This window comes from Pseudoalteromonas sp. Scap25 (assembly GCF_013394125.1).
Classification (GTDB): domain Bacteria; phylum Pseudomonadota; class Gammaproteobacteria; order Enterobacterales; family Alteromonadaceae; genus Pseudoalteromonas.
In genome coordinates this window covers 552,646-575,472 of record NZ_CP041327.1, presented here as the reverse complement: position 1 = coordinate 575,472, position 22,827 = coordinate 552,646, and the positions used below count along the sequence as shown (strand labels likewise).

Annotated in this window: 18 protein-coding genes; 8 read left to right on the top strand and 10 right to left on the bottom strand. The window is 40.7% G+C overall.

The window, feature by feature from the left end; translation table 11 throughout:
* Nucleotides 1-75 precede the first annotated feature (75 nt).
* On the top strand, nt 76-1,503 hold the full coding sequence (locus FLM54_RS02685) for an SIR2 family protein (RefSeq protein WP_218648493.1): 1,428 nt from the start codon (nt 76-78) through the stop codon (nt 1,501-1,503).
* Nucleotides 1,504-1,507: 4 nt separating this feature from the next.
* Nucleotides 1,508-2,191 carry a TIR domain-containing protein gene (locus tag FLM54_RS02680; protein ID WP_178954998.1) on the top strand — a complete coding sequence of 228 codons (684 nt, stop codon included), beginning with the start codon at nt 1,508-1,510 and terminating at the stop codon, nt 2,189-2,191.
* Between the two features lie 153 nt (nt 2,192-2,344).
* On the opposite strand, the gene gcvP is transcribed toward FLM54_RS02680, so the two are convergent.
* The 4 genes from gcvP to FLM54_RS02660 form a co-directional block, all read right to left on the bottom strand.
* The gene (gcvP, locus tag FLM54_RS02675; RefSeq protein ID WP_178954996.1) at nt 2,345-5,236 is read right to left on the bottom strand and encodes an aminomethyl-transferring glycine dehydrogenase; all 2,892 of its coding nucleotides are present in this window, start codon (nt 5,234-5,236) and stop codon (nt 2,345-2,347) included.
* 152 nt (nt 5,237-5,388) lie between these two features.
* Nucleotides 5,389-5,778: a glycine cleavage system protein GcvH gene (gene gcvH, locus FLM54_RS02670; RefSeq protein ID WP_008112430.1), complete on the bottom strand. Its 390-nt coding sequence runs from the start codon at nt 5,776-5,778 to the stop codon at nt 5,389-5,391.
* Nucleotides 5,779-5,854: 76 nt separating this feature from the next.
* Nucleotides 5,855-6,937 carry a glycine cleavage system aminomethyltransferase GcvT gene (gcvT, locus tag FLM54_RS02665; protein ID WP_008112433.1) on the bottom strand — a complete coding sequence of 361 codons (1,083 nt, stop codon included), beginning with the start codon at nt 6,935-6,937 and terminating at the stop codon, nt 5,855-5,857.
* A gap of 119 nt (nt 6,938-7,056) precedes the next feature.
* Nucleotides 7,057-7,656: a hypothetical protein gene (locus FLM54_RS02660; RefSeq protein ID WP_008465326.1), complete on the bottom strand. Its 600-nt coding sequence runs from the start codon at nt 7,654-7,656 to the stop codon at nt 7,057-7,059.
* 126 nt (nt 7,657-7,782) lie between these two features.
* On the opposite strand from FLM54_RS02660, the gene FLM54_RS02655 reads away from it, so the two are divergent.
* Complete coding sequence (locus FLM54_RS02655) at nt 7,783-8,640, top strand: LysR family transcriptional regulator (protein WP_008465324.1); 858 nt, start codon at nt 7,783-7,785, stop codon at nt 8,638-8,640.
* 192 nt (nt 8,641-8,832) lie between these two features.
* Entirely contained in the window at nt 8,833-10,989 is a 2,157-nt protein-coding gene (locus tag FLM54_RS02650; protein ID WP_054202296.1) for a TonB-dependent receptor family protein, read from the top strand.
* A gap of 84 nt (nt 10,990-11,073) precedes the next feature.
* Here FLM54_RS02650 and rlmB read toward each other — a convergent pair whose 3' ends face one another.
* The 5 genes from rlmB to FLM54_RS02625 form a co-directional block, all read right to left on the bottom strand.
* On the bottom strand, nt 11,074-11,817 hold the full coding sequence (gene rlmB, locus FLM54_RS02645) for a 23S rRNA (guanosine(2251)-2'-O)-methyltransferase RlmB (RefSeq protein ID WP_008112440.1): 744 nt from the start codon (nt 11,815-11,817) through the stop codon (nt 11,074-11,076).
* Complete coding sequence (gene rnr, locus FLM54_RS02640; RefSeq protein WP_178954994.1) at nt 11,814-14,273, bottom strand: ribonuclease R; 2,460 nt, start codon at nt 14,271-14,273, stop codon at nt 11,814-11,816. The genes rlmB and rnr overlap by 4 nt, the downstream gene beginning before the upstream one ends.
* A gap of 208 nt (nt 14,274-14,481) precedes the next feature.
* Entirely contained in the window at nt 14,482-15,216 is a 735-nt protein-coding gene (locus tag FLM54_RS02635; RefSeq protein ID WP_178954992.1) for an enoyl-CoA hydratase/isomerase family protein, read from the bottom strand.
* A gap of 129 nt (nt 15,217-15,345) precedes the next feature.
* Nucleotides 15,346-15,960 (bottom strand): DNA-binding response regulator, encoded by a 615-nt coding sequence (locus FLM54_RS02630; protein WP_178954990.1) that lies wholly within the window; start codon nt 15,958-15,960, stop codon nt 15,346-15,348.
* Nucleotides 15,957-17,060 (bottom strand): sensor histidine kinase, encoded by a 1,104-nt coding sequence (locus FLM54_RS02625; RefSeq protein ID WP_178954988.1) that lies wholly within the window; start codon nt 17,058-17,060, stop codon nt 15,957-15,959. The genes FLM54_RS02630 and FLM54_RS02625 overlap by 4 nt, the downstream gene beginning before the upstream one ends.
* Nucleotides 17,061-17,388: 328 nt before the next feature.
* Between FLM54_RS02625 and FLM54_RS02620 the strand changes: the two genes are divergently transcribed.
* From FLM54_RS02620 to queG, 4 genes are all read left to right on the top strand, one after another.
* Nucleotides 17,389-18,255: a DMT family transporter gene (locus FLM54_RS02620; RefSeq protein ID WP_178954986.1), complete on the top strand. Its 867-nt coding sequence runs from the start codon at nt 17,389-17,391 to the stop codon at nt 18,253-18,255.
* Complete coding sequence (locus tag FLM54_RS02615) at nt 18,252-18,956, top strand: glycerophosphodiester phosphodiesterase family protein (RefSeq protein WP_178954984.1); 705 nt, start codon at nt 18,252-18,254, stop codon at nt 18,954-18,956. Before FLM54_RS02620 ends, FLM54_RS02615 begins: the two co-directional genes overlap by 4 nt.
* A 58-nt stretch (nt 18,957-19,014) precedes the next feature.
* Nucleotides 19,015-20,235 carry a methyl-accepting chemotaxis protein gene (locus FLM54_RS02610; RefSeq protein ID WP_178954982.1) on the top strand — a complete coding sequence of 407 codons (1,221 nt, stop codon included), beginning with the start codon at nt 19,015-19,017 and terminating at the stop codon, nt 20,233-20,235.
* 71 nt (nt 20,236-20,306) lie between these two features.
* A complete protein-coding gene (gene queG / locus FLM54_RS02605; protein WP_178954980.1) occupies nt 20,307-21,440 on the top strand; it encodes a tRNA epoxyqueuosine(34) reductase QueG in 1,134 nt (377 codons plus the stop codon).
* Between the two features lie 256 nt (nt 21,441-21,696).
* Here the strand turns inward: queG and FLM54_RS02600 are convergent, their stop codons facing one another.
* Nucleotides 21,697-22,824 (bottom strand): PleD family two-component system response regulator, encoded by a 1,128-nt coding sequence (locus FLM54_RS02600; RefSeq protein ID WP_178954978.1) that lies wholly within the window; start codon nt 22,822-22,824, stop codon nt 21,697-21,699.
* Nucleotides 22,825-22,827: the final 3 nt, after the last annotated feature.

The window sequence follows — 22,827 nt, the reverse complement described above, 5'->3', positions numbered from 1 at the left end:
ACGAATGGAAGCTCGCTTCAATCACTAACCAGACCTGCTAAAGCCAGTGTACAGACTAAATAAGGACATATAAAAATGGAAGTTAAGCATTTTATTGAACAATATTTGCGAGAGATCGAAAGCGGTAATGCTGCTATTTTTGCTGGAGCCGGCTTATCTGTGGGTGCTGGCTATGTAGATTGGAAAAGCTTACTTCGCCCATTGGTAAAAGAATTAAAACTAGATGTAGATGATGAACACGATCTAGTTGGTCTAGCACAATATTACGTAAATCAGTTTAATCGTCAGCGCGTTTCACAACAGTTACTAAATGAAATGGGAACAGAGAATACGCCTACTGATAACCACAATCTCTTGGCCTCGTTACCTATTTCTACCTATTGGACGACAAATTACGACAAACTGTTAGAAAAATCCTTTGAGACAGAAAACAAAGTTGTCGATGTAAAATATACGAAAGAGCAATTAGCAAACACCAAACCTAAACGTGACGTTGTCTTATACAAAATGCACGGTGACATCGAGACTCCAAACAACACGGTGCTTACAAGAAACGAATATGAAAAGTATCCTGTATCACACGCGCCGTTTGTTACAGCTTTATCTGGAGATTTAGTATCAAAAACATTTCTATTTATCGGCTTTAGTTTCACTGATCCTAATCTTCATCATGTCTTAACGAATATTCGAGTGCAGTTTGAGGATAACCAAAGAAACCATTATTGTATTTTACGTCGCGAAAACAGAAAAGAGTATGCCAATGATGCGTCTTTCGCCAGAGGAGAAACAAAACAACAACTCTTCGCAGAAGACCTGGGAAGATTTCATATCAATGTGATTTTCATCGATGAGTATCAGGAAATCACAGAGATACTTAGCGATATTTATCGATTATATAAGCGCAAATCAGTTTTTGTATCTGGTTGTGCAGCTGACTTTGGGGCTTGGAAACAGTCAAGCACGGAAGAAGCACTTCACAACCTAGGTAAGGCTTTGATCGACCAGAACTATAAGCTTGTAACTGGTGTCGGACTAGGTATAGGGAATGTTTTAATTTCCGGGGCAGTTCAGTCCGCTTATCAAAAACAGTTTTCTCATCTTGAAGACAAATTAGTCATGAGACCCTTTCCTCAATACATTAGTGATGAGACGGAGCGTAAAAAAATATGGGAGCAATATCGTTACGATTTGATTGAGAAAGCTGGAATAGCTGTTTTTATTCTGGGCAATAAAAAGATTGGTGAAGACGTCATTTTCGCAGAAGGTGTTTTAGCAGAATATAGGATTGCAAAGGAGCTTGGATTAGTCATTGTACCCATCGGTTGCAGCGGTTTCGTTGCAAAAGAGATTTGGGAGGAGATTATGGCTGACTTCGACACTATTTTTCCTAATGACGACGGGAAATTAAAAAAATTATATGAAGCACTTGGGTACGAAACAAATAATCCTCTAGAGTTAATATCAAGAACAATCGATACATTGAATGCTTTGGCAAAGGAGTGATGTAATGGCAAGAAAAATATTTGTCTCATATAAGTATGGTGACGAACAAGTCGAAAATATTTTAGAAAGTTGGTGGAAAACAACTAAAGTCAGAGATTATGTAAATAAACTGGAAGAAATTCTTGGTGAAAATAACGAGATATACAAAGGTGAAAGTGACGGTGAAGATCTTAGCGACTTTAAAGACTCAACTATCGAAACTCGTCTGAAGGGTAAAATTTTCGACAGCAGTATTACATTGGTTTTTATATCCAAAGGAATGAAGGATTGGGGTATCTTTACCTCAGAGGCGGATCAATGGATTCCATGGGAAATATCCTATTCACTTAAAGTAAAAACCAGAAATGGCCGAGTCAGTCGTCCAAACGCAATATTAGCTGTAGTTCTGCCAGATGAAAATGGGTCTTACGAATATTATATAAAAGATAATACTTGCTCATGTTGTAACTGCACAACTTTAATGACAGATTTTTTATTTGGGATTATGAGCCGAAACATGTTCAACAAACGAGAACCAGAAGTTCTGGGCTGCAATGATCATACTGGAGGAACTGTTTATAAAGGGCGGCACTCTTACATCCAATCTGTAAAATGGATAAATTTTACAAATAACCCATCATTGTATTTTGATATTGCAGTTGAAATAAAAGAAGACATAGATAGCTATAACATTTCAAAGGTAATTTGATATTCAAATTATCGGACGTAAAAAGCGAACCATCTCTGGTTCGCTTTTTCATTTTTACCCACCTCAAAATTCAACTATCGGTTGCAAACTTTATTCGAGTTGCAAACTTAATTCCGATAGTTGCATTTTTTATTCGCAACCTACATTCAAAAATTAGTCGCGATATGTCTCAATCGGAGGACATGCACATACTAAATTACGGTCGCCATATACGTCATCGATACGTGTAACGGTTGGCCAGAACTTATCTTTAGCAACTGCTGGTACTGGGAAGGCAGCGTAAAAACGGTCATACGCGCGGTCCCATTCATTACCTAACACATCAGCTTGTGTGTGCGGTGCAAATACCAGTGGATTATTTTCGATAGACCATTCACCTGAAATGATTTTATCAATTTCACCTTTAATCGATACCATCGCTTCGATAAAGCGGTCAATCTCGCCCTTAGACTCAGATTCAGTTGGCTCAATCATTAATGTGCCCGCTACAGGGAACGACATTGTTGGTGAGTGGAAACCATAATCTTGTAAGCGCTTAGCAACGTCCATTTCTGTAATGCCTGAGGCTTCTTTTAATGGGCGTAGGTCAATAATACATTCGTGAGCAACGCGATTATTACGGCCACGGTATAAAATTGGGAAGTGCTTGCTGAGCTCATTGCTTAAGTAGTTAGCATTTACAATCGCCATTTCTGTCGCTTGTTTTAAGCCTTCAGAGCCCATCATAGCAATGTAAGCCCATGAAATAGGTAAAATAGCTGCAGAGCCGTAAGGCGCTGCCGATACTGCACCATTTCCTTCATTAGTACCTGGTACGTTAATTACGCTGTGGTTTGGCATAAATGGCGCAAGGTGCGATTTAACACCAATTGGGCCAACACCTGGGCCACCGCCGCCGTGTGGAATACAGAAGGTTTTGTGTAAGTTTAAGTGCGATACGTCTGAGCCAATAAAGCCTGGGCTAGTAACACCTACTTGCGCGTTCATGTTTGCGCCATCCATGTAAACTTGGCCACCATGCTGGTGAACAATTTCACATAACTCACGAATCGTTTCTTCGTATACACCGTGGGTAGATGGGTACGTTACCATGGCACATGATAGATTTTCAGAGACTTCTTCAGCTTTCGCTTTTAAGTCTTCCATGTCGATGTTGCCGTTTTTATCACAGTTAACAACCACAATTTTCATGCTGGCCATTTGTGCCGATGCTGGGTTAGTACCGTGTGCAGAACTTGGGATTAAACATACGTTACGGTGCGCGTCCCCTCGTGACTCGTGGTATTTACGAATGGCGATAAGGCCTGCGTATTCACCTTGTGCGCCAGAGTTTGGCTGTAGTGATACGGCATCGTAACCGGTAATGTTAACCAACCAATCATGTAGTTCGCCTATCATGATTTGGTAACCTTCTGCTTGGTCTAGCGGGCAGAATGGGTGAAGGTTAGCAAACTCAGGCCAGGTAATTGGGATCATTTCAGCGGTCGCGTTTAGTTTCATGGTACATGAACCTAACGAGATCATAGAATGATTAAGTGCTAAATCTTTGTTTTCAAGGCGCTTAATATAGCGAAGCATGTCTGTTTCACTGTGGTAGCTGTTAAAGTTTGGATGCGTTAGTATTTCATCATCACGCACTAGGCTTGCAGGAATAGAGTCGCTGCCATTTGCTTCAACATCAGCAGCAATCGCATCTACGCTTAGGCCATGGCCTTCGCCTAAAATAATATCAAATAACTCAGCAACGTCTGCACGGGTTGTGGTTTCAGATACTGAAATTGAGTATTCACCTGCATGGTTAGTAGCAAAGTTAACACCTTTAGCTACAGCACGCGCAATCACGTCGGCTTTGTTTTCATCAACCACTGTTAATGTGTCAAACCAAGTAGTGTGCTTAAGTGCCACACCTTTTGCTTTTAAGCCAGTTGCTAAAATATCAGCAAAACGGTGAATGCGTTGTGCAATGGTTTTTAAGCCTTGCGGGCCATGGTATACCGCATAAAACGCAGCCATGTTCGCTAATAATACTTGCGCAGTACAAATGTTTGAATTGGCTTTGTCGCGGCGAATATGTTGCTCGCGAGTTTGCATTGCCATACGTAATGCATCGTTACCTAAACGGTCTTTTGATACACCAATAATACGACCCGGTAATGAACGTTTGTACGCATCACGTGTTGCAAAAAATGCAGCATGTGGACCGCCGTAACCCATAGGTACGCCAAAACGCTGCGCTGAACCCAGTACTACGTCGGCGCCTAATTTACCTGGCGCTTTTAATAGTAATAAGCTCATGATATCGGCAGCTACACAGGCAATCGCTTTTTTGCTTTGTACGCCAGCTATTAGGTCAGTTATATCAACAATTTCGCCTGATGTTGACGGGTATTGGAATAACGCACCAAAAATATCGTGGTTAACAGCATCGGCGGCTTTACCTACAATAATTTCAAAACCAAATTGCTCTGCACGGGTGCTCACTACGTCAATGGTTTGCGTGTGTACGTCGTCGGCAATAAAGAACGCATTGGCTTTTTTAGCTTTAGATACACGTTTTGCAAGGCCCATAGCTTCGGCTGCAGCGGTTGATTCGTCAAGCAGTGAGGCACTTGCTAAATCTAGGCCGGTAATATCTAGGGTCATAGTCTGGAAATTTAATAGTGACTCTAAACGCCCTTGTGCAATCTCTGGCTGATACGGTGTGTACGCTGTATACCAACCCGGGTTTTCAAGTACGTTACGTAAAATTACGTGCGGTACGTGAGTTGGGTGGTAGCCTTGGCCAATATACGATTTGAAAACTTTATTTTTGCTTGCTACTGATTTTAAGTAGCTTAGTGTTTCAACTTCGGTGCGGCTTTCGCCGATATTAAGACCTTGCTCAAGACGAATACCAGCAGGTACAGTTTGACCGATCAGCTCTTCAACGCTCGATACTTCAAGAGCGCTAAGCATGTCGTTTACTTGCGCTGGGCTTGGCCCAATATGGCGGCGAATAAAATCTTGCTTTTGCTCTAATTGTTCAAGAGATTTGGCGTTTGACATGTGTCCAGATTCCTATGATCCAAATACTAATGGGTAACTAGTATTGATTAAAATATGTGATGATTTAGCTGCTTACTTTGTATGGAAAAATAAGCGCTTTAATCATAAAAGCCCCAATGTTTTAACATAGAGGGGCTTTTATTAATTAACGATTAGTCTTCGTCAATTGTATGCGCGTAACCTTCAGCGTCTAATAAATTATCTAACTCAGACTCTTCTGACGCTTTAATACGGAATAACCAACCGTCGCCGTATGCGTCGTTGTTTACTGTTTCAGGCGCATCTTCTAGCTCTTCGTTAATGGCAACAATTTCACCACTGATTGGCGCGTAAATGTCTGATGCCGCTTTTACTGACTCTGCTACTGCACAGTCTTCGCCAGCATCTACTTCGTCGCCTACTTCTGGTAATTCAACAAATACCATGTCGCCAAGCAGCTCTTGCGCATGCTCAGAAATACCAACAGTGTAAGTGCCGTCGCCTTCGTTACGAACCCACTCGTGTGAAGGTGCGTATTTTAACTCGCTAGGGATATTGCTCATTTTTTTCATCCTTTGGTTTAGATTGGGAGAATACCAATGAATAAGGCTAACTTATTTATTGGTATAACCAAATTATTTAGATTATTGATTTACCGTTACGTACAAAGCCCGATTTAACAACTTTTACGTTAACTAATTTTTTACGCATTTCTACTTGAGCCGTGTCGCCGGTTGAACGAGGTACACGTGCTAATGCAACACTATAGCCCAATGTTGGTGAGAATGTGCCAGATGTAATAACACCTTCGCCACCATCAACAATTACTTTAGAACCACTGCGTAGCACGCCTTTTTCTTCAAGAATAAGACCTACTTGCTTGTGAGTGCTTTTTTCTGCACGTTGTTTTACCAAAACATCACGACCAATAAAGTCACGATCTTCTGGTTCCCATGCAATAGTCCATGCCATGTTAGCAGCCAGTGGTGATACGCTTTCGTCCATATCTAGGCCGTAAAGGTTCATACCGGCTTCTAAACGCAGTGTATCGCGCGCGCCTAAGCCCGCAGGCGCTACACCGGCATCAAGCAATTGCTGCCATAAATCGGCGGCTTGCTCGTTTGGTACTACAATTTCGTAACCGTCTTCGCCAGTATAACCTGTTGTAGCAATAAATAAATCACCGGCTTGAACACCAAAAAATGGCTTCATGCCTTCTACTGCAGCTTGCTGGTCTGCGTTTAATACCTGGGCTGTTTTAGCACGTGCATTAGGGCCTTGAACCGCAATCATGGCGTATTCTGGGCGCTCAGTAACCGTTACAGCAAAATCGCTCGACACCTTAGCCAAATGTGCTAAATCTTTTTCACGGGTCGCTGAGTTAACCACTAAGCGATAAAATGTTTCGCTAAAGTAGTAAATAATTAAGTCATCGATTACGCCGCCTTGCTCGTTAAGCATGCCAGTGTAAAGCGCTTTACCTGGTACGGTTAACTTAGCAACATCGTTAGCTACTAGCTTGCGTAAAAATGCTTGTGCTTGCTCACCTTGTATATCAACAATGGTCATGTGTGATACGTCGAACATACCCGCATCGTTACGTACGGCGTTGTGTTCTTCTATTTGTGAGCCGTAGTTAATTGGCATTTCCCAGCCATGAAAATCAACCATTTTTGCGCCGGCTTCAAGATGCTTTGCATGTAATACTGTTTTAGAAGTCATAATATTCCTTCACTTTTAAATTAACCCATGTGTGTGGGCGTGGCCTCAATTAAATGAGGGGGAATAACATGGTAGCCATTATTAAGCCTACCAAATTGTAATCTTTAACTTTTTACCCGTTAGGCTGCTTGAGTGTTGGTAACACTAAAGCCCTGTTGCTGCATATACTGTTGCCACTTATCAAGCGTGGCCGTTTTAGCAATAACAATAAACTGCTGTTCATTGTTTTGATCTACTGCAGTAACAAACACATCACCACTTTGCGCGCCATAGCAAAGCTGCGCGTCAGCAAGGCGTAACCCTGGGGTTAGTTTAAATGCCTCAACTAAGGTATCAAATGCATTGTCGCCTTTTAAAGTAAAGGTCGCTAAGTCGGTGCGTACCACAAAGTCTATATCGTATCTAAGCTGCTGCTCGTTAATGAGCGCTTGTAATTGCAGGCTAGCATTAACTGGAAGTACAAATCGAAAGGCGGTTTCGCTAAAGTAGTAAACGGCGTAGCTAAAATCAGAATTTAAATCGCCATCCAGTGTGCCTTTAAAGCCAAAGCCACTAGCGGTAAGTTTGGTGAGGTCATGACCTAAAATAGCACTTAAAAATACCGATGCTTCACTACCACTAAAGTCAATAACAACGTGACTGCTATCGGCTTGTAAGGCATTTATAACCGCGCTGTTAGCGTTGCTATGGCGGGCAAACATAATCGGGTTAAAAGTCATAACAAATACCTATCAATCTTTAATAGCAAAAGTATATTGCGCAAGCCTTACAACAACAAATTGTAATTACTTATCAATTGATAAATAATACTTATATATATAGCCATATAAATAGTAATTTTAAATATGAAAAATATTTCAACCGACAGTTTACGAACTTTTGTTATGGTGGTTGAGGTTGGTGGATTTGCCAAAGCAGGCGATTTACTTGGCCTTTCGCAACCTGCGGTGAGCTTACAAGTAAAACGCTTAGAAGACTTACTCGGCTATAAATTATTTAAAAAGCAGGGGCAACGACAAGTGCTCAACCAATATGGCGAGTTATTACTGCCGATGGCAAAGCAAATGGTGCAGCATAACGATGCCATTTTGCAGTTGTTCACCTCAGAAAGTGTAACTGGTAAAGTGCGCTTGGGGATCCCTAGCGAATTTGCCGCGCGTATTTTGCCCTCCATTATTGGCGATTTTGTAGCGCTCTACCCTGAGGTATCACTTGAAGTAAAATCACGTTTAAGTAAACACCTACTCTCTGATGAGCGCCAAGATCAATTTGATTTAGTGTTAGCGCTTAACGAGCAACTAGACTCAGAAAAATTCCCTATTTTTATTCAAGACCAATTAGTGTGGGTGGGCGACCTATCACTGGCACAAAATGAAACCGTAACCTTAGTGACCGCCCCTGAGGGCTGTATTTATCGACGCAGAGCAACTCAGGCGCTTGAAAAAGCAGGCATTAAATATCGTATTGTTTACAGTAATGCCGATTTAACCGGTTTAATTGCCGCATTAAAAGAAGGCTTAGGTATAACAGTGCTCGCAAAAAGTACCGTACCTAACGATTTAGCCTATCACTTACACACTAAACATTTACCTGCGCTTGGTAGCATAGGTATTAGTTTAGTAAAAACCGCCAGCGAACCTGAAAACGCGGTATTTAAACTCGCCGAATTTATTAAGCTGCGCTTAGGCTATCCCACTGCTTAAATAACCGCCACCAGCCAATACATTATCCTAATTTTATAAGATTAGAATAAACACTTAGTTAAAAATGTTATAAAAATAGCGTGTTTTTACGGCAAATGTAAATATAACTAAAACTTAATAATATTGATTCTCATTCGTTAACATGTTTAAATTACGCCAATTTTAGTAGTTGAACTATTTTTAGGGTAATCAATGTCACATAAATTTTTAGTTTCCTCGTTAACTGCAGCCGTAGCGCTGTCTTTAAGTGCTACAGCAATGGCAAAAGATGCCGGCGGCGTTGAACGCAACTTTGAACAAATTACCGTTATTGGCTCACAAGCAGCAATTAACGATATTCCAGGATCGGCTACATTTATCTCTGATGAAGAATTGCAAAAATTCGAATTTACCGATATTTCTCGCGTATTAGCATCAGTACCAGGTGTATACGTTCAAGAAGAAGATGGCTATGGTCTGCGTCCTAACATTGGTATGCGTGGCACAGGTACTGGCCGTAACGATAAAATTTCAGTAATGGAAGACGGCGTACTCGTTGCACCAGCTCCTTATTCTGCACCATCGGCTTATTACTTCCCGACTATGGGTCGTATGGAATCTATTGAAGTATTAAAAGGTGCTGCCTCAGTTAAATATGGCCCGCGCACTACCGGTGGTGTATTAAATTTACTTTCTCGCAGCTTACCAACTGAAGCAAATAGCTCTATGGGTATGGTTGACGCGGCACTTGGTAGCGATGGTTACTATAAAGGTCACGCTTACTTCGCTAAAGAAAAAAATAACACTGCTGGCTTAATTGAAGTGTTTTCTTACGGCGCTGATGGTTTTAAAGAATTACCTGTAGGCGATGACAACACTGGTTTTGAAAAAAATGACGTACTGGTAAAATTTGGCCATACCTTTGGTGAAAACGATGCCCACAACATTGAGTTTAAAGCTAAGTACTCTGAAGAAACATCAGACGAAACGTACATGGGCTTAACTAACGCCGATTACCAAGAAAATCCTAACCGTCGTTATGCGGCATCGCAAAACGATGAGATGAACACTCGTCACAATGCATACCAAGTAAACTATGCATATCGCTTTGGTGAAGGTTACGAATTTTTAGCAACCGCTTATCTAAATGACTTCCACCGTAACTGGTACAAAGCCAGTAAAGTAAGCGAAAGCTACCTTGAGCAATACAGTGAATTTGAAGCAAACCCAACGGCTGAAGGCATCGAAAACATAGGTGTTAAAGCTAATAACCGCGACTACCAAGCCAAAGGCGTGCAGTCTGAATTACACATTCCAGCGGGCGATCACTACATTACGGTTGGCGTACGTTACCACGAAGATGAAATGGATCGTTTCCAGTGGGAAGACAAATACACGCTTAATCAAGATTTAAGCATGACTCTTACTTCGCAAGGCGCACCTGGCTCTAATAGCAATCGCTTAGACAGCGCAAAAGCAAGCACCCTATTTATTCAAGACGAATGGACAATGGATGCATTAGTAGTGAGTGCAGGTCTGCGTTATGAAGACATTACTATTACCCGTGAAGAATGGGCTAAATCAGATCCAACTCGTAGCCAAGGCTTAACGAAAGACATTTCAAACGATACTGAAATTTTAGTACCGTCTTTAGGTGCTACTTACACACTTAACGACAACGTAACGTTACTTGCAGGCATTCAAAAAGGTTATGCACCCGCAGCGCCAGGCAATGCAGACCAAGACGAAGAAGAAAGCGTCAACATTGAGTTTGGTTCTCGTTTTAATGCAAACGGCTTTAACGGTGAAGTGATTGCATTCTACTCTGATTACGACAACATGCATGGTAACTGTACTGCTGCAGTAGGTTGTAGCGACGATAACATTGGCGACCAATACAACTACGGTGAAGTAGAAGTATCGGGCTTTGAATTTAGCGCTGGTCGAACGTTTAATACTGCATCAGTTGCGTTCCCAGTTAAACTGACTTACACCTACACTGATTCAGAGTTTAAAAACACATTTGATTCAGAAATTTGGGGCTCTGTAGAAAAAGGCGATGCAATGCCTTACGTACCAGAAAACCAAGTTGCTTTATCATTTGGTGCCGAAGTGAATAACTTTGTTGTTAACAGCCAAATACGTTACGTATCGGATGCACATGCTGACCTTTCTGACTCAGGCTTAAATGCGATTGATAGTCGTGTTGTATGGGATTTAGCTGCTAAGTACTTAATTGATGAAAATCAAAAAGTATACCTAAGCGTTGATAACCTGTTTGATAAAACCTACATTGCTAACCGCGCAAATGGCGGTATTCAACCTGGTAAGCCACGCTCAGTACAAATGGGTTACTCTTACAGCTTTTAATAAAGCGCTAACTTAAAAGTACAAAAAAGCCGAGATTGATGTAATCAATCTCGGCTTTTTAATGCCTATGTGATTAGCTTAGGCTTAATTTGTTTCTGCGCGCTGGCGTAACACTTCAAATAAACAAATGCCGGTTGCTACCGATACATTTAAACTTGAAACCGTGCCTGCCATTGGGATTTTAACGAGCACATCACAATGCTCACGTGTTAAGCGGCGCATGCCCTCGCCTTCAGCACCCATCACAATCGCCATTGGGCCTGTTAAGCTGGCATCAAATACATGTGTGTCGGTTTCACCGGCAGTACCTACAACCCAAACGCCCGCGTCTTTTATTTCACGTAATGTACGTGCAAGGTTAGTTACCTGAATAAGCGGTACCGTTTCTGCTGCGCCACAGGCTACTTTACGTGCTGTGCCATTAAGCTTTGCTGATTTGTCTTTAGGAACAATCACCGCATGTACGCCCGCTGCATCGGCACTACGTAAGCAAGCACCTAAATTATGCGGATCGGTAATGCCATCAAGTACCAGTAAAAATGGCGTGTCTTCGCGTTCAATGATCTCATCGAGATCTTTTTCATTAAACACTCGCGCCGCTTTTACGTTGGCAATAATGCCTTGATGCTGTTCATCTTTCGCTTTGTTATCAAGCGCTTTTCGTTGCATAAACTGTACTGAAATACCAAACTGACGCGCTTGCTCAATCACAGGCGATAGACGCTTATCATCACGTCCCTTAAGGGCGTATATTTCTATAAAGCGCTCTGGCTCTTTTGCTAAAATTGCTTCAACAGAGTGAAAGCCAAAAATTAATTCATTACTCACGAATTGTTTGCTCCTGGGCTACTACGTTTACGGGCATTTTTACCTGGTCTTTTAGGCTTTTTGACCGCTTTCTTTTTGGTTTTTTTCTTCGCGGTGGTGTCATCCGCTGTTACTTTAGATTTACCCGCTGCCTTAGCTTTACTTGCAGGCTTTTTTCCACTTTTTGGTTTTTTACTGTCGCTTGCTGACTTTTTACCCGGTATTTTACCGGCTTTAAGTTGCGAGCGAACACTTGCTGGGGCATTCTTTTTTGGCGCACGACGACGCGCATAACGATCTTGAGCCACATCGCCTTTAAGCGTTAAGTTAATTCGGCGATCATCTAAGCTTACCGAGGCAACTTGTACAGTTACTTTATCGCCTAAACGATAAACCGTATGTGTGTGTTCACCCACCAAGCAATGTTTAGCCGCATCATGTTGGAAGTATTCATCACCTAAATTGGTAACATGAATTAATCCATCAATTTGCAAATCATCTAAACGAATAAATAAACCAAAATTAGTAACCGATGAAATAACCCCGTTAAACTCCGTGCCTACATGATCTTGCATGTATTCACATTTTAGCCAATCGGCTACTTCACGGGTGGCATCGTCTGCGCGGCGCTCAGTGGTAGAACACTGCTCACCAAGTTGATCGACTTCATCATCGCTGTAAGCGTATTCACCTGACGTTTGTTGACCTTGCGCTTTTAATACCGCTTTAATTGCACGGTGTACCACTAAATCGGGGTAACGGCGAATTGGCGAGGTAAAGTGTGCGTAGGCCGATAATGCTAAACCAAAGTGACCTATGTTATCTGGCTGATATACCGCTTGCTTCATTGAGCGCAGCAGCATAGTTTGAATAAGTTCAGCTTCAGGACGATCCCCTAAACGAGCCAATACATGAGTAATTTCTTTCGGGGTGGGTTCGTCGCTTAGCGTGCTTTCAATACCTAGCTCAGTTAAAAACTGAGTAAAGTTACCCAGTTTTTCGCTATCGGGTTCATCATGTACCCTAAACAATGCACTTGCTTCGTGTTTCTCAAGTAATTTAGCCGCCGAAACATTAGCTAAAATCATACATTCTTCAATCAGCTTATGCGCATCATTACGAATAACCGGCACAATAGATTCTATTTTACGTTGTGCGTTAAATACAAAACGAGTTTCGAGTGTTTCAAATTCAATTGCACCACGCTCTTGGCGTGCTGCTTTTAATGCCATGTACATTTGCTGTAAGTCAGTTAAATGTGGCACTACAGCTGCGTATTCTTTACGGAGCTTTTCGTCATTTTGTAAAATGGCATTTACTTTGGTGTAGGTTAAACGAGCATGCGAATTCATTAGTGCTTCGTAAAACTTATAGCCCGACAGCTTACCCTCTTGCGATACGGTCATTTCTGCAACCATACACAGGCGATCAACCTCAGGGTTAAGCGAACACAAACCGTTAGACAATACTTTTGGCAGCATTGGAATAACTTGCTCAGGGAAATACACTGAATTACCGCGCTCTATCGCTTCTTTGTTAAGCGGCGTGTTCATACCTACATAATGGGATACATCGGCAATGGCTACCCATAAACGCCAGCCACCTGATTTTTTAGGTTCACAATAAACAGCGTCATCAAAGTCGCGAGCGTCTTCGCCATCAATAGTGACAAGTGGTAAGCCGCGTAAATCAACACGGCCTTGCTTATCGGCTTCTTCAACAAATTCACCTAAGTGGGCAACTTGCTGCTCAACTTCTTCAGGCCACACATGTGGAATATCGTGATTACGCAGCGCAACTTCAATTTCCATACCCGGCGCTAAATGCTCGCCCAGTACGTCAATCACTTTACCTACCGCATTCATATTGCGGCTTGGATTTTGAGTTATTTGCACTTGCACCATTTGGTTGTGGCGTGCGCCTTTTTCGTTACCCGGTAAAATAATAATATCTTGGGTAATGCGCGGATCTTCAGCAACCACCACAGCAATACCATGCTCAACAAAATAGCGGCCAACAATAGGCGCTCGCTCATTAGTAAGCACTTTAATAATACGGGCATCGCATTTTGAGCCTGAACCACGCTTAGTGCCTTTCGCAAGAACAATGTCGCCATGTAGCACCATATTCATTTGATGCTTGGCAATAAACCAGTCTTTGCTCTCGCCTTCAACTTCTAAAAAGCCAAAACCGTCTCTGTGACCGACAACTTTGCCTTTGGTTAAACCGGCTTCGTCAATCAGGGCATAACATTTAAATTTATTAAAATACAATTGCCCGTCGCGCTCCATGGCACGAAGTCGGCGCTTAAATGCTATTTGTCGTTCTTCATCGTTGACCGCGAGTTCTTCGCATAGTTGCGTGTAATTAGCAGGTTTTGAACGCTCTTGAAGGTGAGTAAGTATAAACTCACGACTAGGGACTGGGTTTTCGTACTTTTCTTGTTCTCGACTGAGATTTGGATCTTGGTTTGACATTCACTATCTTGTTAGTTGGTTATGTAAGCATTTTAACTCATATACTCGAAATGAGACAGGTAAAAGCCATTAAACTTTTAATAAAGCGTTATTAGCTTTTGCATTTTGTAGCAATGTAGCTAAATAACACTTAACACCTACTTAATTAATGCACATGAAAGTGAGTAAATTAACTGTAGTTATGCTTACTCACTTTTATAAAAACAGCTTACTTTTGCTGTAGTTTCTTCCACAATAGCGTGCTGATGTTTTCAATAAAAGCCGAGTCTTGTGCAGCCATAACATCGAGTATTGGTTTGTTCATTTGGGTTTTGTTTTGAGCGTATATCCAACGATTTTTATTAAAGCTTTGCGCAAACTCTAACACACCCGCTTGCAAGGCTTGCTCATCAGCAAAAATTGCTTCTACCACATTTTGTTGTAACAATTTTTGCGCATCAACACGCTCGCCAGTCATAGCTAAGCGGTTAAAAAATTGAGGATTAATCGCTTTATTAATAATCGGAAACATAGACGGTACAAACGGTACCAGTACATCAACTTCAGGAAAGCAGAAAAAGCCTTTGTCCGATTTCATAAACCGAAAATCACAGGCACATGCCAATACCGAGCCATTACCATAAGTGTGACCGTTTAGTGCAGCAATGATAGGCATAGGAAACGTCACTATGCGTTTAAATAACTGCCCTATCGAATTCATAAAATCAGCAATAACTGTAGGCGTGTTATCTGAAATTGCCATCCACTGTAAATCTATTCCCAATGACCAGCTTTTATCGCTGCTTGAGGTTAATACTACGGCGTTAATATCGCCATTGGCTTCTATGCTATCTAAGTGTTGATTAAGTTCAGCTATAAAACTAGGGTTATGGCGGTTTTCAGCGGTATTCATGGTAAGTATTGCCACGTTTTGCTCAGTGGTAATCTTTATTAATGCGGTCATTCGAGCCTCTTTGAGTGCATTTAGCTGCGCTTTTAGCACTTTTCGTTACTTTTATAGTTATGCACTGAATAGTAATACGTTGTATAAAATTTATAAAGTGCCTATTTTTGTAATCATCAAAGAAGCTATTTATAACCACCCCTTTTGCCGAGCGATACGCGCTGCATCTATCCTGTTTGTGGCATTGAGCTTTGCAATCGCATCAGATAAATAATTGCGCGTTGTCCCTTCACTTATATAGAGCTGCTTTGCTATTTCGCTGGTTTTTAAGCCATCACTTGCAAGCTTTAAGGCTTTACGCTCTTTATCTGTGAGTGGGTCGGCATCGTCTAGGGCATTAATGGCAAGTTCTGGGTCAATCACCTTTTGCCCTTGCATTACTTTTTTTAACGCGTTTATTAGCTCTTCGCTAGGTGCTTCTTTTAAAATAAAACCTTTAACACCCGCATTCAAAGAGCGCCTAATATAACCAGCACGTGAAAAAGTGGTCATAATTACCATATTAATTGCAGGATATTTAGCGGCTATTTGCTCACTAAGCTCAATGCCATTTATGCTTGGCATTTCTATATCCGTTAAAATGATATCTGGATGTAAGTCTTTACTAAGCGCGCTGATTTCATTTAACGCATCTCGCCCATTACATGCTTGACCAATTACCTCAATATTAAAGTCGAGGCTTAATAAAGCGGCAACTGCGTCGCGCACCAGCGCTTGATCTTCAACTAAATATACTTTGATCATTTTAAATCCTCAGCACTTAATGGCAGTACAACGTTTAAAGTAAATGTATCGCCACAGGTAAATTTTGCACTGCCGTTTAATTGCTCTGCTCGCTCTTTAATGCCATTTAAACCATTTCCCGCTTTTAATGTGGTGCATGGCGCGTTATCAATAACGGCAATAAGTAATTGCCGCTTTGTTTGTTCTATATTAATAGAACCGATTTTTGTGCTGCTATGGCGTAATAAATTAGTCACTGACTCTTTAATAATAAGACTCGCAATGCCCTCAACCTTGGCAGGTAACGTCGCTAAATTAACGTTAAATTTTATGTTAAAGCCTTGCTCTTTGAGTGTTTGTTTTAGCTGTGTTATTTGGCTGTTTAAGTTGAGCTGCTTTAAATCACTTACCGCGTTTCGTACATCACTCAGTAACTGTCTTGCAAGATCTGCTACTTGGGCTATTTCGTTATTAGCCTGCGCGTATCGTTCACCTTGATTTAGTTTATTCGCAAGTTCAGCTTTTAAAGCTATTGATGACAGTGAGTGACCTAAAATATCATGTAAATCTCGGGCTATGCGTTCACGCTCAGCAATGGCTGCTAGTTGCTCCAATTGCTTTGCGCTTTCTTGTTCGCGCTTTTTATGTTCGCGCTCTCTTTTTGCTGCAATTCCATAGCTAAATAAGGCGGCACATAATATTAATGCCACAGCCAAAAAGTACTGAAGCTTTCCTATATCGCTTAAATACGAACTTGTAAAAAGCGCGACTATAATGGCTAATGCGGCATAATACCGCTGCTTTTGGGTATAACTATACCCTGCCACATAAGCAACAAAACCATACAAAGTAGGTGTGCCAGAGGTAAAAAAAGTGGCGCTAAAACAAATGGCGAGCAAGGCTAAAAATAAGGGGGTAATTTTTGTGTTATTGCAGTTAATTGCTTTTATGTACAAAATAATAAAAGCAATATAAAAAGCTAAACATAGGCTCATTTGGCTTTTTGTAAATTGGTCAAAATTAATAATTAATGGCAATAAATAAAAGCCGGTAAAAATTAAATGGCCATACTTCCAAAACGTTTTATCCGTTTGTTGAGAAAAGCTACTTAGCGAACTCATACTAATACCTCTGGCCTATTGTTTTTGTTTATAGCACTATTTTTATTAATAAATATTAATAACATAAAAATGAATGCGAACATAAAACAATCTTCATAAGTCGCAGTTAAACTTAGTGTTTCTACAAAGTCGCTAATGCTTAAGCTTATTAAAATTAAGGAATTCATAACACCCTCCAATATAAGTAAAGTAACTATGCCATTAGATAAAATATATAAGAGTGTGAAGTGTCATTAACTTGGCTGACATTTGTCATGAAATAGAAAAATTCATCTTCTGAGTGTAAAAGCAATGCTAATATAGCCAAAAAAAGTGACAAGGAAATCTCGTGCAGTCCCAACAACAAAGCTTAATTTACTTACATATTGCCGTCCTTTTATTTGGCGGCACCGCCTTATTCGCAAAGCTAATTGGTTTGAATGCATTAGATATTACCGCTTATCGCGCGGCTATCGCTGGGGTGGCAATTTGTGTGCTACTGACTTTGCAAAAAAAACCAATTAAGCTGCATCACGCCAAAGATTATGTGATTGCCATTTTATTAGGCGTTGCCGTAGGTATCCACTGGGTAACCTACTTTGCAGGCATGCAATTGGCGGGAATTACCGTGGGCATGTTAGCTTTTTTTACCTATCCCGTGATCACGGTATTTTTAGAGCCTCTATTTAATAAAAGTAAGCCCAAAGCAAAAGATATAATAAGCGCTGTGGTGGTGATTATTGGTATTTATTTATTGATCCCTAACGTTAATTTAGGCGATGACATCACTTTAGGTGTTTTGACGGGGGTGGTATCAGCGTTGTTTTTTGCTCTTCGTAATATTACCCATAAACGCTACTTTAGCGAGTATGGTGGACCGCAAACCATGTTTTATCAAACGTTAGTGGCAAGCCTGATGCTATGTACATTTATTGAAGTACCCATAACACAAATTAATGATACTGATTTAATATTGTTGCTTATCGCCGGTGTGGTGTTTACTGCGATGCCGCATTCGTTATTTGCAGCGAGTTTAAAACATTTATCAGCAGCGACCGCTGGATTGATTTCTTGCTTACAGCCCCTTTATGGCACAATACTGGCTATAATTATTTTGCACGAACGCCCTTCAGTGATGACCCTGATTGGTGGCGCACTGATTGTTAGTGCTGCGTGCTTTGAAACTTGGTCAATCTCACGGAAAAAGCAGCCATGAAAATATTTGCTCATAGAGGCACAAGCACACACTTTCCTGAAAATACACATAGCGCCATTATGGCGGCGTTAAAAGCAAATGTAGATGGCATTGAGGTTGATGTACAAAGCGCACTTGATGACTACGTGATTATTCATGATACCTATCTAGATAGAACCACTAATGGTAAAGGTAAAGTGTGCGACCTAAGCGCTCAGCAAATTCAACAATTTGATGCGGGAAATGGTGAGCAAGTACCTACCCTACAACAACTAATTGACTGGAATAGCAACCAAACCTTACTTAATTTAGAGCTAAAACATACTTTTGAACTAGAAAAGTTTGCTGCGCAACTAGAAATGAATATTACTGCAAATAAGATATCAGCAGGCAATATTTTAGTTTCATCATTTAATCATCATCAACTACACTGGCTAAAGAACCGCTTGCCTTGGCTTAAAATTGGCGCACTTACTGCATCAATTCCATTGCAGTATGCGAAGTTTGCTGAAGACTTACAGGCCTTTAGCATTCATGTTGACAAAAACTTTATGAACAAGTCGTTTGTTGACGATGCCAAACTGCGCGGCTTACAGGTGTTTGCCTACACCGTAGATGAAGTTGAAGATATTAAACTGATGCTTGCCTGTGGTGTTGATGGCATTTTTACTAACGACCCTGAACGAACTAAGCATTTTTTGGCGCAATTAAATGAACTATAACTAATTATTTAATTGCTATTTATGCTATAAAAACAATAATTTAGTAGGTCACTATTTAATGAGTAGCTACATGCGTATTTATAACTTTTTAGAACAAACTCTATTTTTTACTTTAACCCGAAAAATAGTGGGTAATTTAAGCTTTGTATTTTTATTTCAAGCTATTACATTATTTTGGTTACACAGTAGCCTCTCTGAAAATCAACAAAGCACAGGGCTATTTTGGGCATTAACCCTGCTGATTGTTGCCGGTTTTATATTTACTATTTTTTATATGCGCTTTTTAATTGTGCGCCCGGTAAAAGCCATGCGCGATACGTTGATTAATATTAATCAACAAGATGCCAACTTAGCTGCCAAACTTCCTCATTTTACTTTTGATGAATTTAGAGATTTAAGTGAACAATATAATCAGTTTACTACGCATTTAAACAGCTTATTAAATACGACCTACAGCAGCGCTCAGGAAAGCGTGCAAAGTAATAGCCAAGTAACGCAATCAATGCAGCACACAGAGCAGCTAAGCGAACAGCAAATTAATTTAAGCCACACCATAATTAATGCCAGCAACCAAATTACCCAAAGCCTACAAGATATCGTAAGTAACACTGATAGCGTACATCAGGTAAATAATGAACATCTTAGTTTTGTTAAGCTCTCTGCGAGCGAACTGTCAAAACTGGTTGAACAGGTGAGACTTATTAATGAAATGCTGGGTAGTTTTTCTAAAACGATTGCAGGCTTAAAAGAGAATAGTGAAAACATTCGTAGCATTTTAAAAATGGTAGAAGAGTTTTCTGATCAAACTAATTTATTAGCGCTTAATGCGGCAATTGAAGCAGCGCGCGCCGGAGAGGCAGGGAGAGGTTTTGCCGTGGTTGCCGATGAAGTTCGCACCCTATCGGTTAAAGTAAGTGATGCAACCCGCCAAATTAGTGATTTTATTACCCAAATGAATGAGCTGGTTAATGAAACCAATAAAGAGTCTCAGCAGTTAATTAGTCACTCTAATAACGCACAAGCTGCAATCAACGATACCTCAGAAGGTTTTGGAAAAATGCTCAATGAATTTGAGCATAATCAGCAGCAATTACAGCAAATAGCTAACGCAGTTCATTTACTTGAAGATACACAAAATCAAACCCATGAATCGGTTGAACAAATTGTGGCGCTTGGCGAACAAGCAAAGCAACAAATAGACACCGCATTGCATGACTCTGAGCAATCACAAAAACTAAGTCAACAAACCCAACAACAGTTAAAGCGTTTTGTAGGCTAGGGCCTGACTAGTTTTACCCAAGCCGCGATTATGCTAAATTACGCGGCTTATAATATAACTGTGTGAAGCATGTGAGCGACGTCAATCTAAATTATGAACAGCTAGCCCAGCAAATAAAGCTATGGGGTCAAGAACTTGGCTTTAGTGAAGTGGGTATTACTGACATTGATTTAACTAAGCATGAAGCACAGCTGCAGCGATGGCTTGATGCGGGTTTTCATGGCTCAATGGATTATATGGCAGCCCATGGTATGAAGCGTGCTCGCCCTAATGAGCTAGTACCCGGAACACAGCGGGTTATTTCAGTTAAAATGAATTACCTCCCACCTGATTCTGGCTTTGCCAAAAACCTTAAAAATACCGAAAAAGCCTATATCAGTCGATATGCCCTTGGCCGTGACTATCATAAGTTGATGCGCAACCGAATCAAACAGTTAGGTAAAAAAATTGAACAATATGTGGGTGACTATAGCTTTAGGCCTTTTGTTGATTCAGCCCCTGTACTTGAACGTCAACTCGCTGAAAAAGCGGGATTAGGCTGGCGCGGAAAGCATTCTTTATTAATAAATAAAGAGGCGGGTTCTTGGTTCTTTTTAGGAGAGCTTTTTGTCGACTTACCTTTACCTATTGATAACGAAAACACTTTTGAGGGCTGCGGCAAATGCGTTGCCTGCATAACACTATGCCCCACTGGTGCTATTGTAGAACCTTATGTGGTTGATGCGCGTAAGTGCATTTCGTATTTAACTATAGAGCATCAAGGCGCTATTCCTGAGCAATACAGAACATTAATGGGAAATCGCATTTATGGCTGTGACGATTGCCAATTGGTATGCCCATGGAACCGCTACGGACAAATTACCGATGAGGCTGACTTTCATCCTCGTACACAATTAAAAAACAAAGATTTACTCGAGTTATTTGCTTGGGATGAAACTACCTTTTTAAAAAATACCGAGGGCAGTCCAATCCGCCGCATTGGCCATGAACGTTGGCTACGAAATATAGCCGTTGGATTAGGTAACGCAGATTTTAGCCCGGCAATTATTGCTGCACTCGAAGATAAACGCCAAACAGTCAGTGATCTGGTGGGTGAACATATAAATTGGGCACTCGCCCAGCAACACGATAAACAAAGGCAAAAGTTGCGTAAAACAGCACGGTTAATTCGTATAGTTGAAAAAGGCTTACCCAGAGACGCATAAGCCTTTTACCCTTTTAACCTCCTCTGCGATCTCTTAGCTCTCTTTGTGCATAATTTACTAATATATGATTTAACACAGAGAAGAAAATGAGGAGTAAATGAGAAGCCACAATTAAAGTACAGATTTTAGTTAATCTGTAGCGCACACCTTTCGTATTTAACCTTTAAAAGACGCGACATAAAGTCGCTGCTACAAGTAAATGTATCAATCGTAGCAAGGAATTTACCCCGCGCCTCGCAGCCCGTAGCCCGCACCTTTAACCTTTCAACAATAAAGCGAGATCTTGCTCTATCTCTGCGAACGCTTTTTTAACCTGATCAACAGATTCTTGACGTGCCACCGAATTTTGAATCGTTTCGTCGACTTTTTTGTAGATAAACACTTCCTGGTCTTCATCGAGTCCCATAGTTGGGATCCGCTCTTCTAACTCCTCTTGAAGTTGTTTAAATACTTTTTCGTTATTTATCCGGCTGTCGTTAAGCAATCCAATTAAACTATGAAACTTACTGTGAACAGTACTCGCCACTTTGTTTAATCGCTCTTGCTGCGAAACCAACATTTTCTTAGTAGTAATAGCCCGCAATTGCTGTTCGGTTACACTTACAATAAAACAAATATGATCACGTATACGCCCATGCTTCTGCTCATCTTGTTCTGGCATATTCAAAATCAATAAACTGACAAGCTCGTAATTAACCAAAATACGATGAGAAAACTCATGTAACCTACCTTTGTTTTTAAGCATTTCAAATAACTCAATCACAATCGGCGAACACACACCGTTTAAAGCAAAGTGCGATTTGGTGTCGTTACATCTAAATTCAATATTACTTTGTAGACCAAATGTCTGTAAGCACTCCACTAATGCCTTACCTAACTCTTCTACATCGTTGACAAAACCGATATTTTCAACATAGTTAACTATTTGACCCATTTCACTGCTATTTGCCATAGCATCAAAAGCGGTTGAGGTAGCTTCTTTTACTTGCTTTTCAAGCTGTTGTTTTTCTATTAATACTTGATTTAACTTATTCAGCTTTTGCTTAAGCTCATCGTGCCCAAACGGTTTTACAATATAGTCTTCAGCACCTACTGAATAACCTTCCATACGTTCCTCAACTGTCCCCCTTGCCGATACAAACATCACTATAATATCTTGTGTTTTAGGGTTCGCTTTGAGCTCTTTACATACTTCGTAACCATTCATTTTTGGCATGCTTACATCAAGTAAGATAACCTGCGGCATATACTCTTCAACCATGCTCAAGCATTCCGGGCCACTCGAAGCCAGCTTAAGTTCAAAATCTAATTCTTCTAGGATTTCTTCTATTATTTCGAGGTTAAATGGTTCATCGTCGACTGCAAGAATTTTAGTTAAAGCCATAAT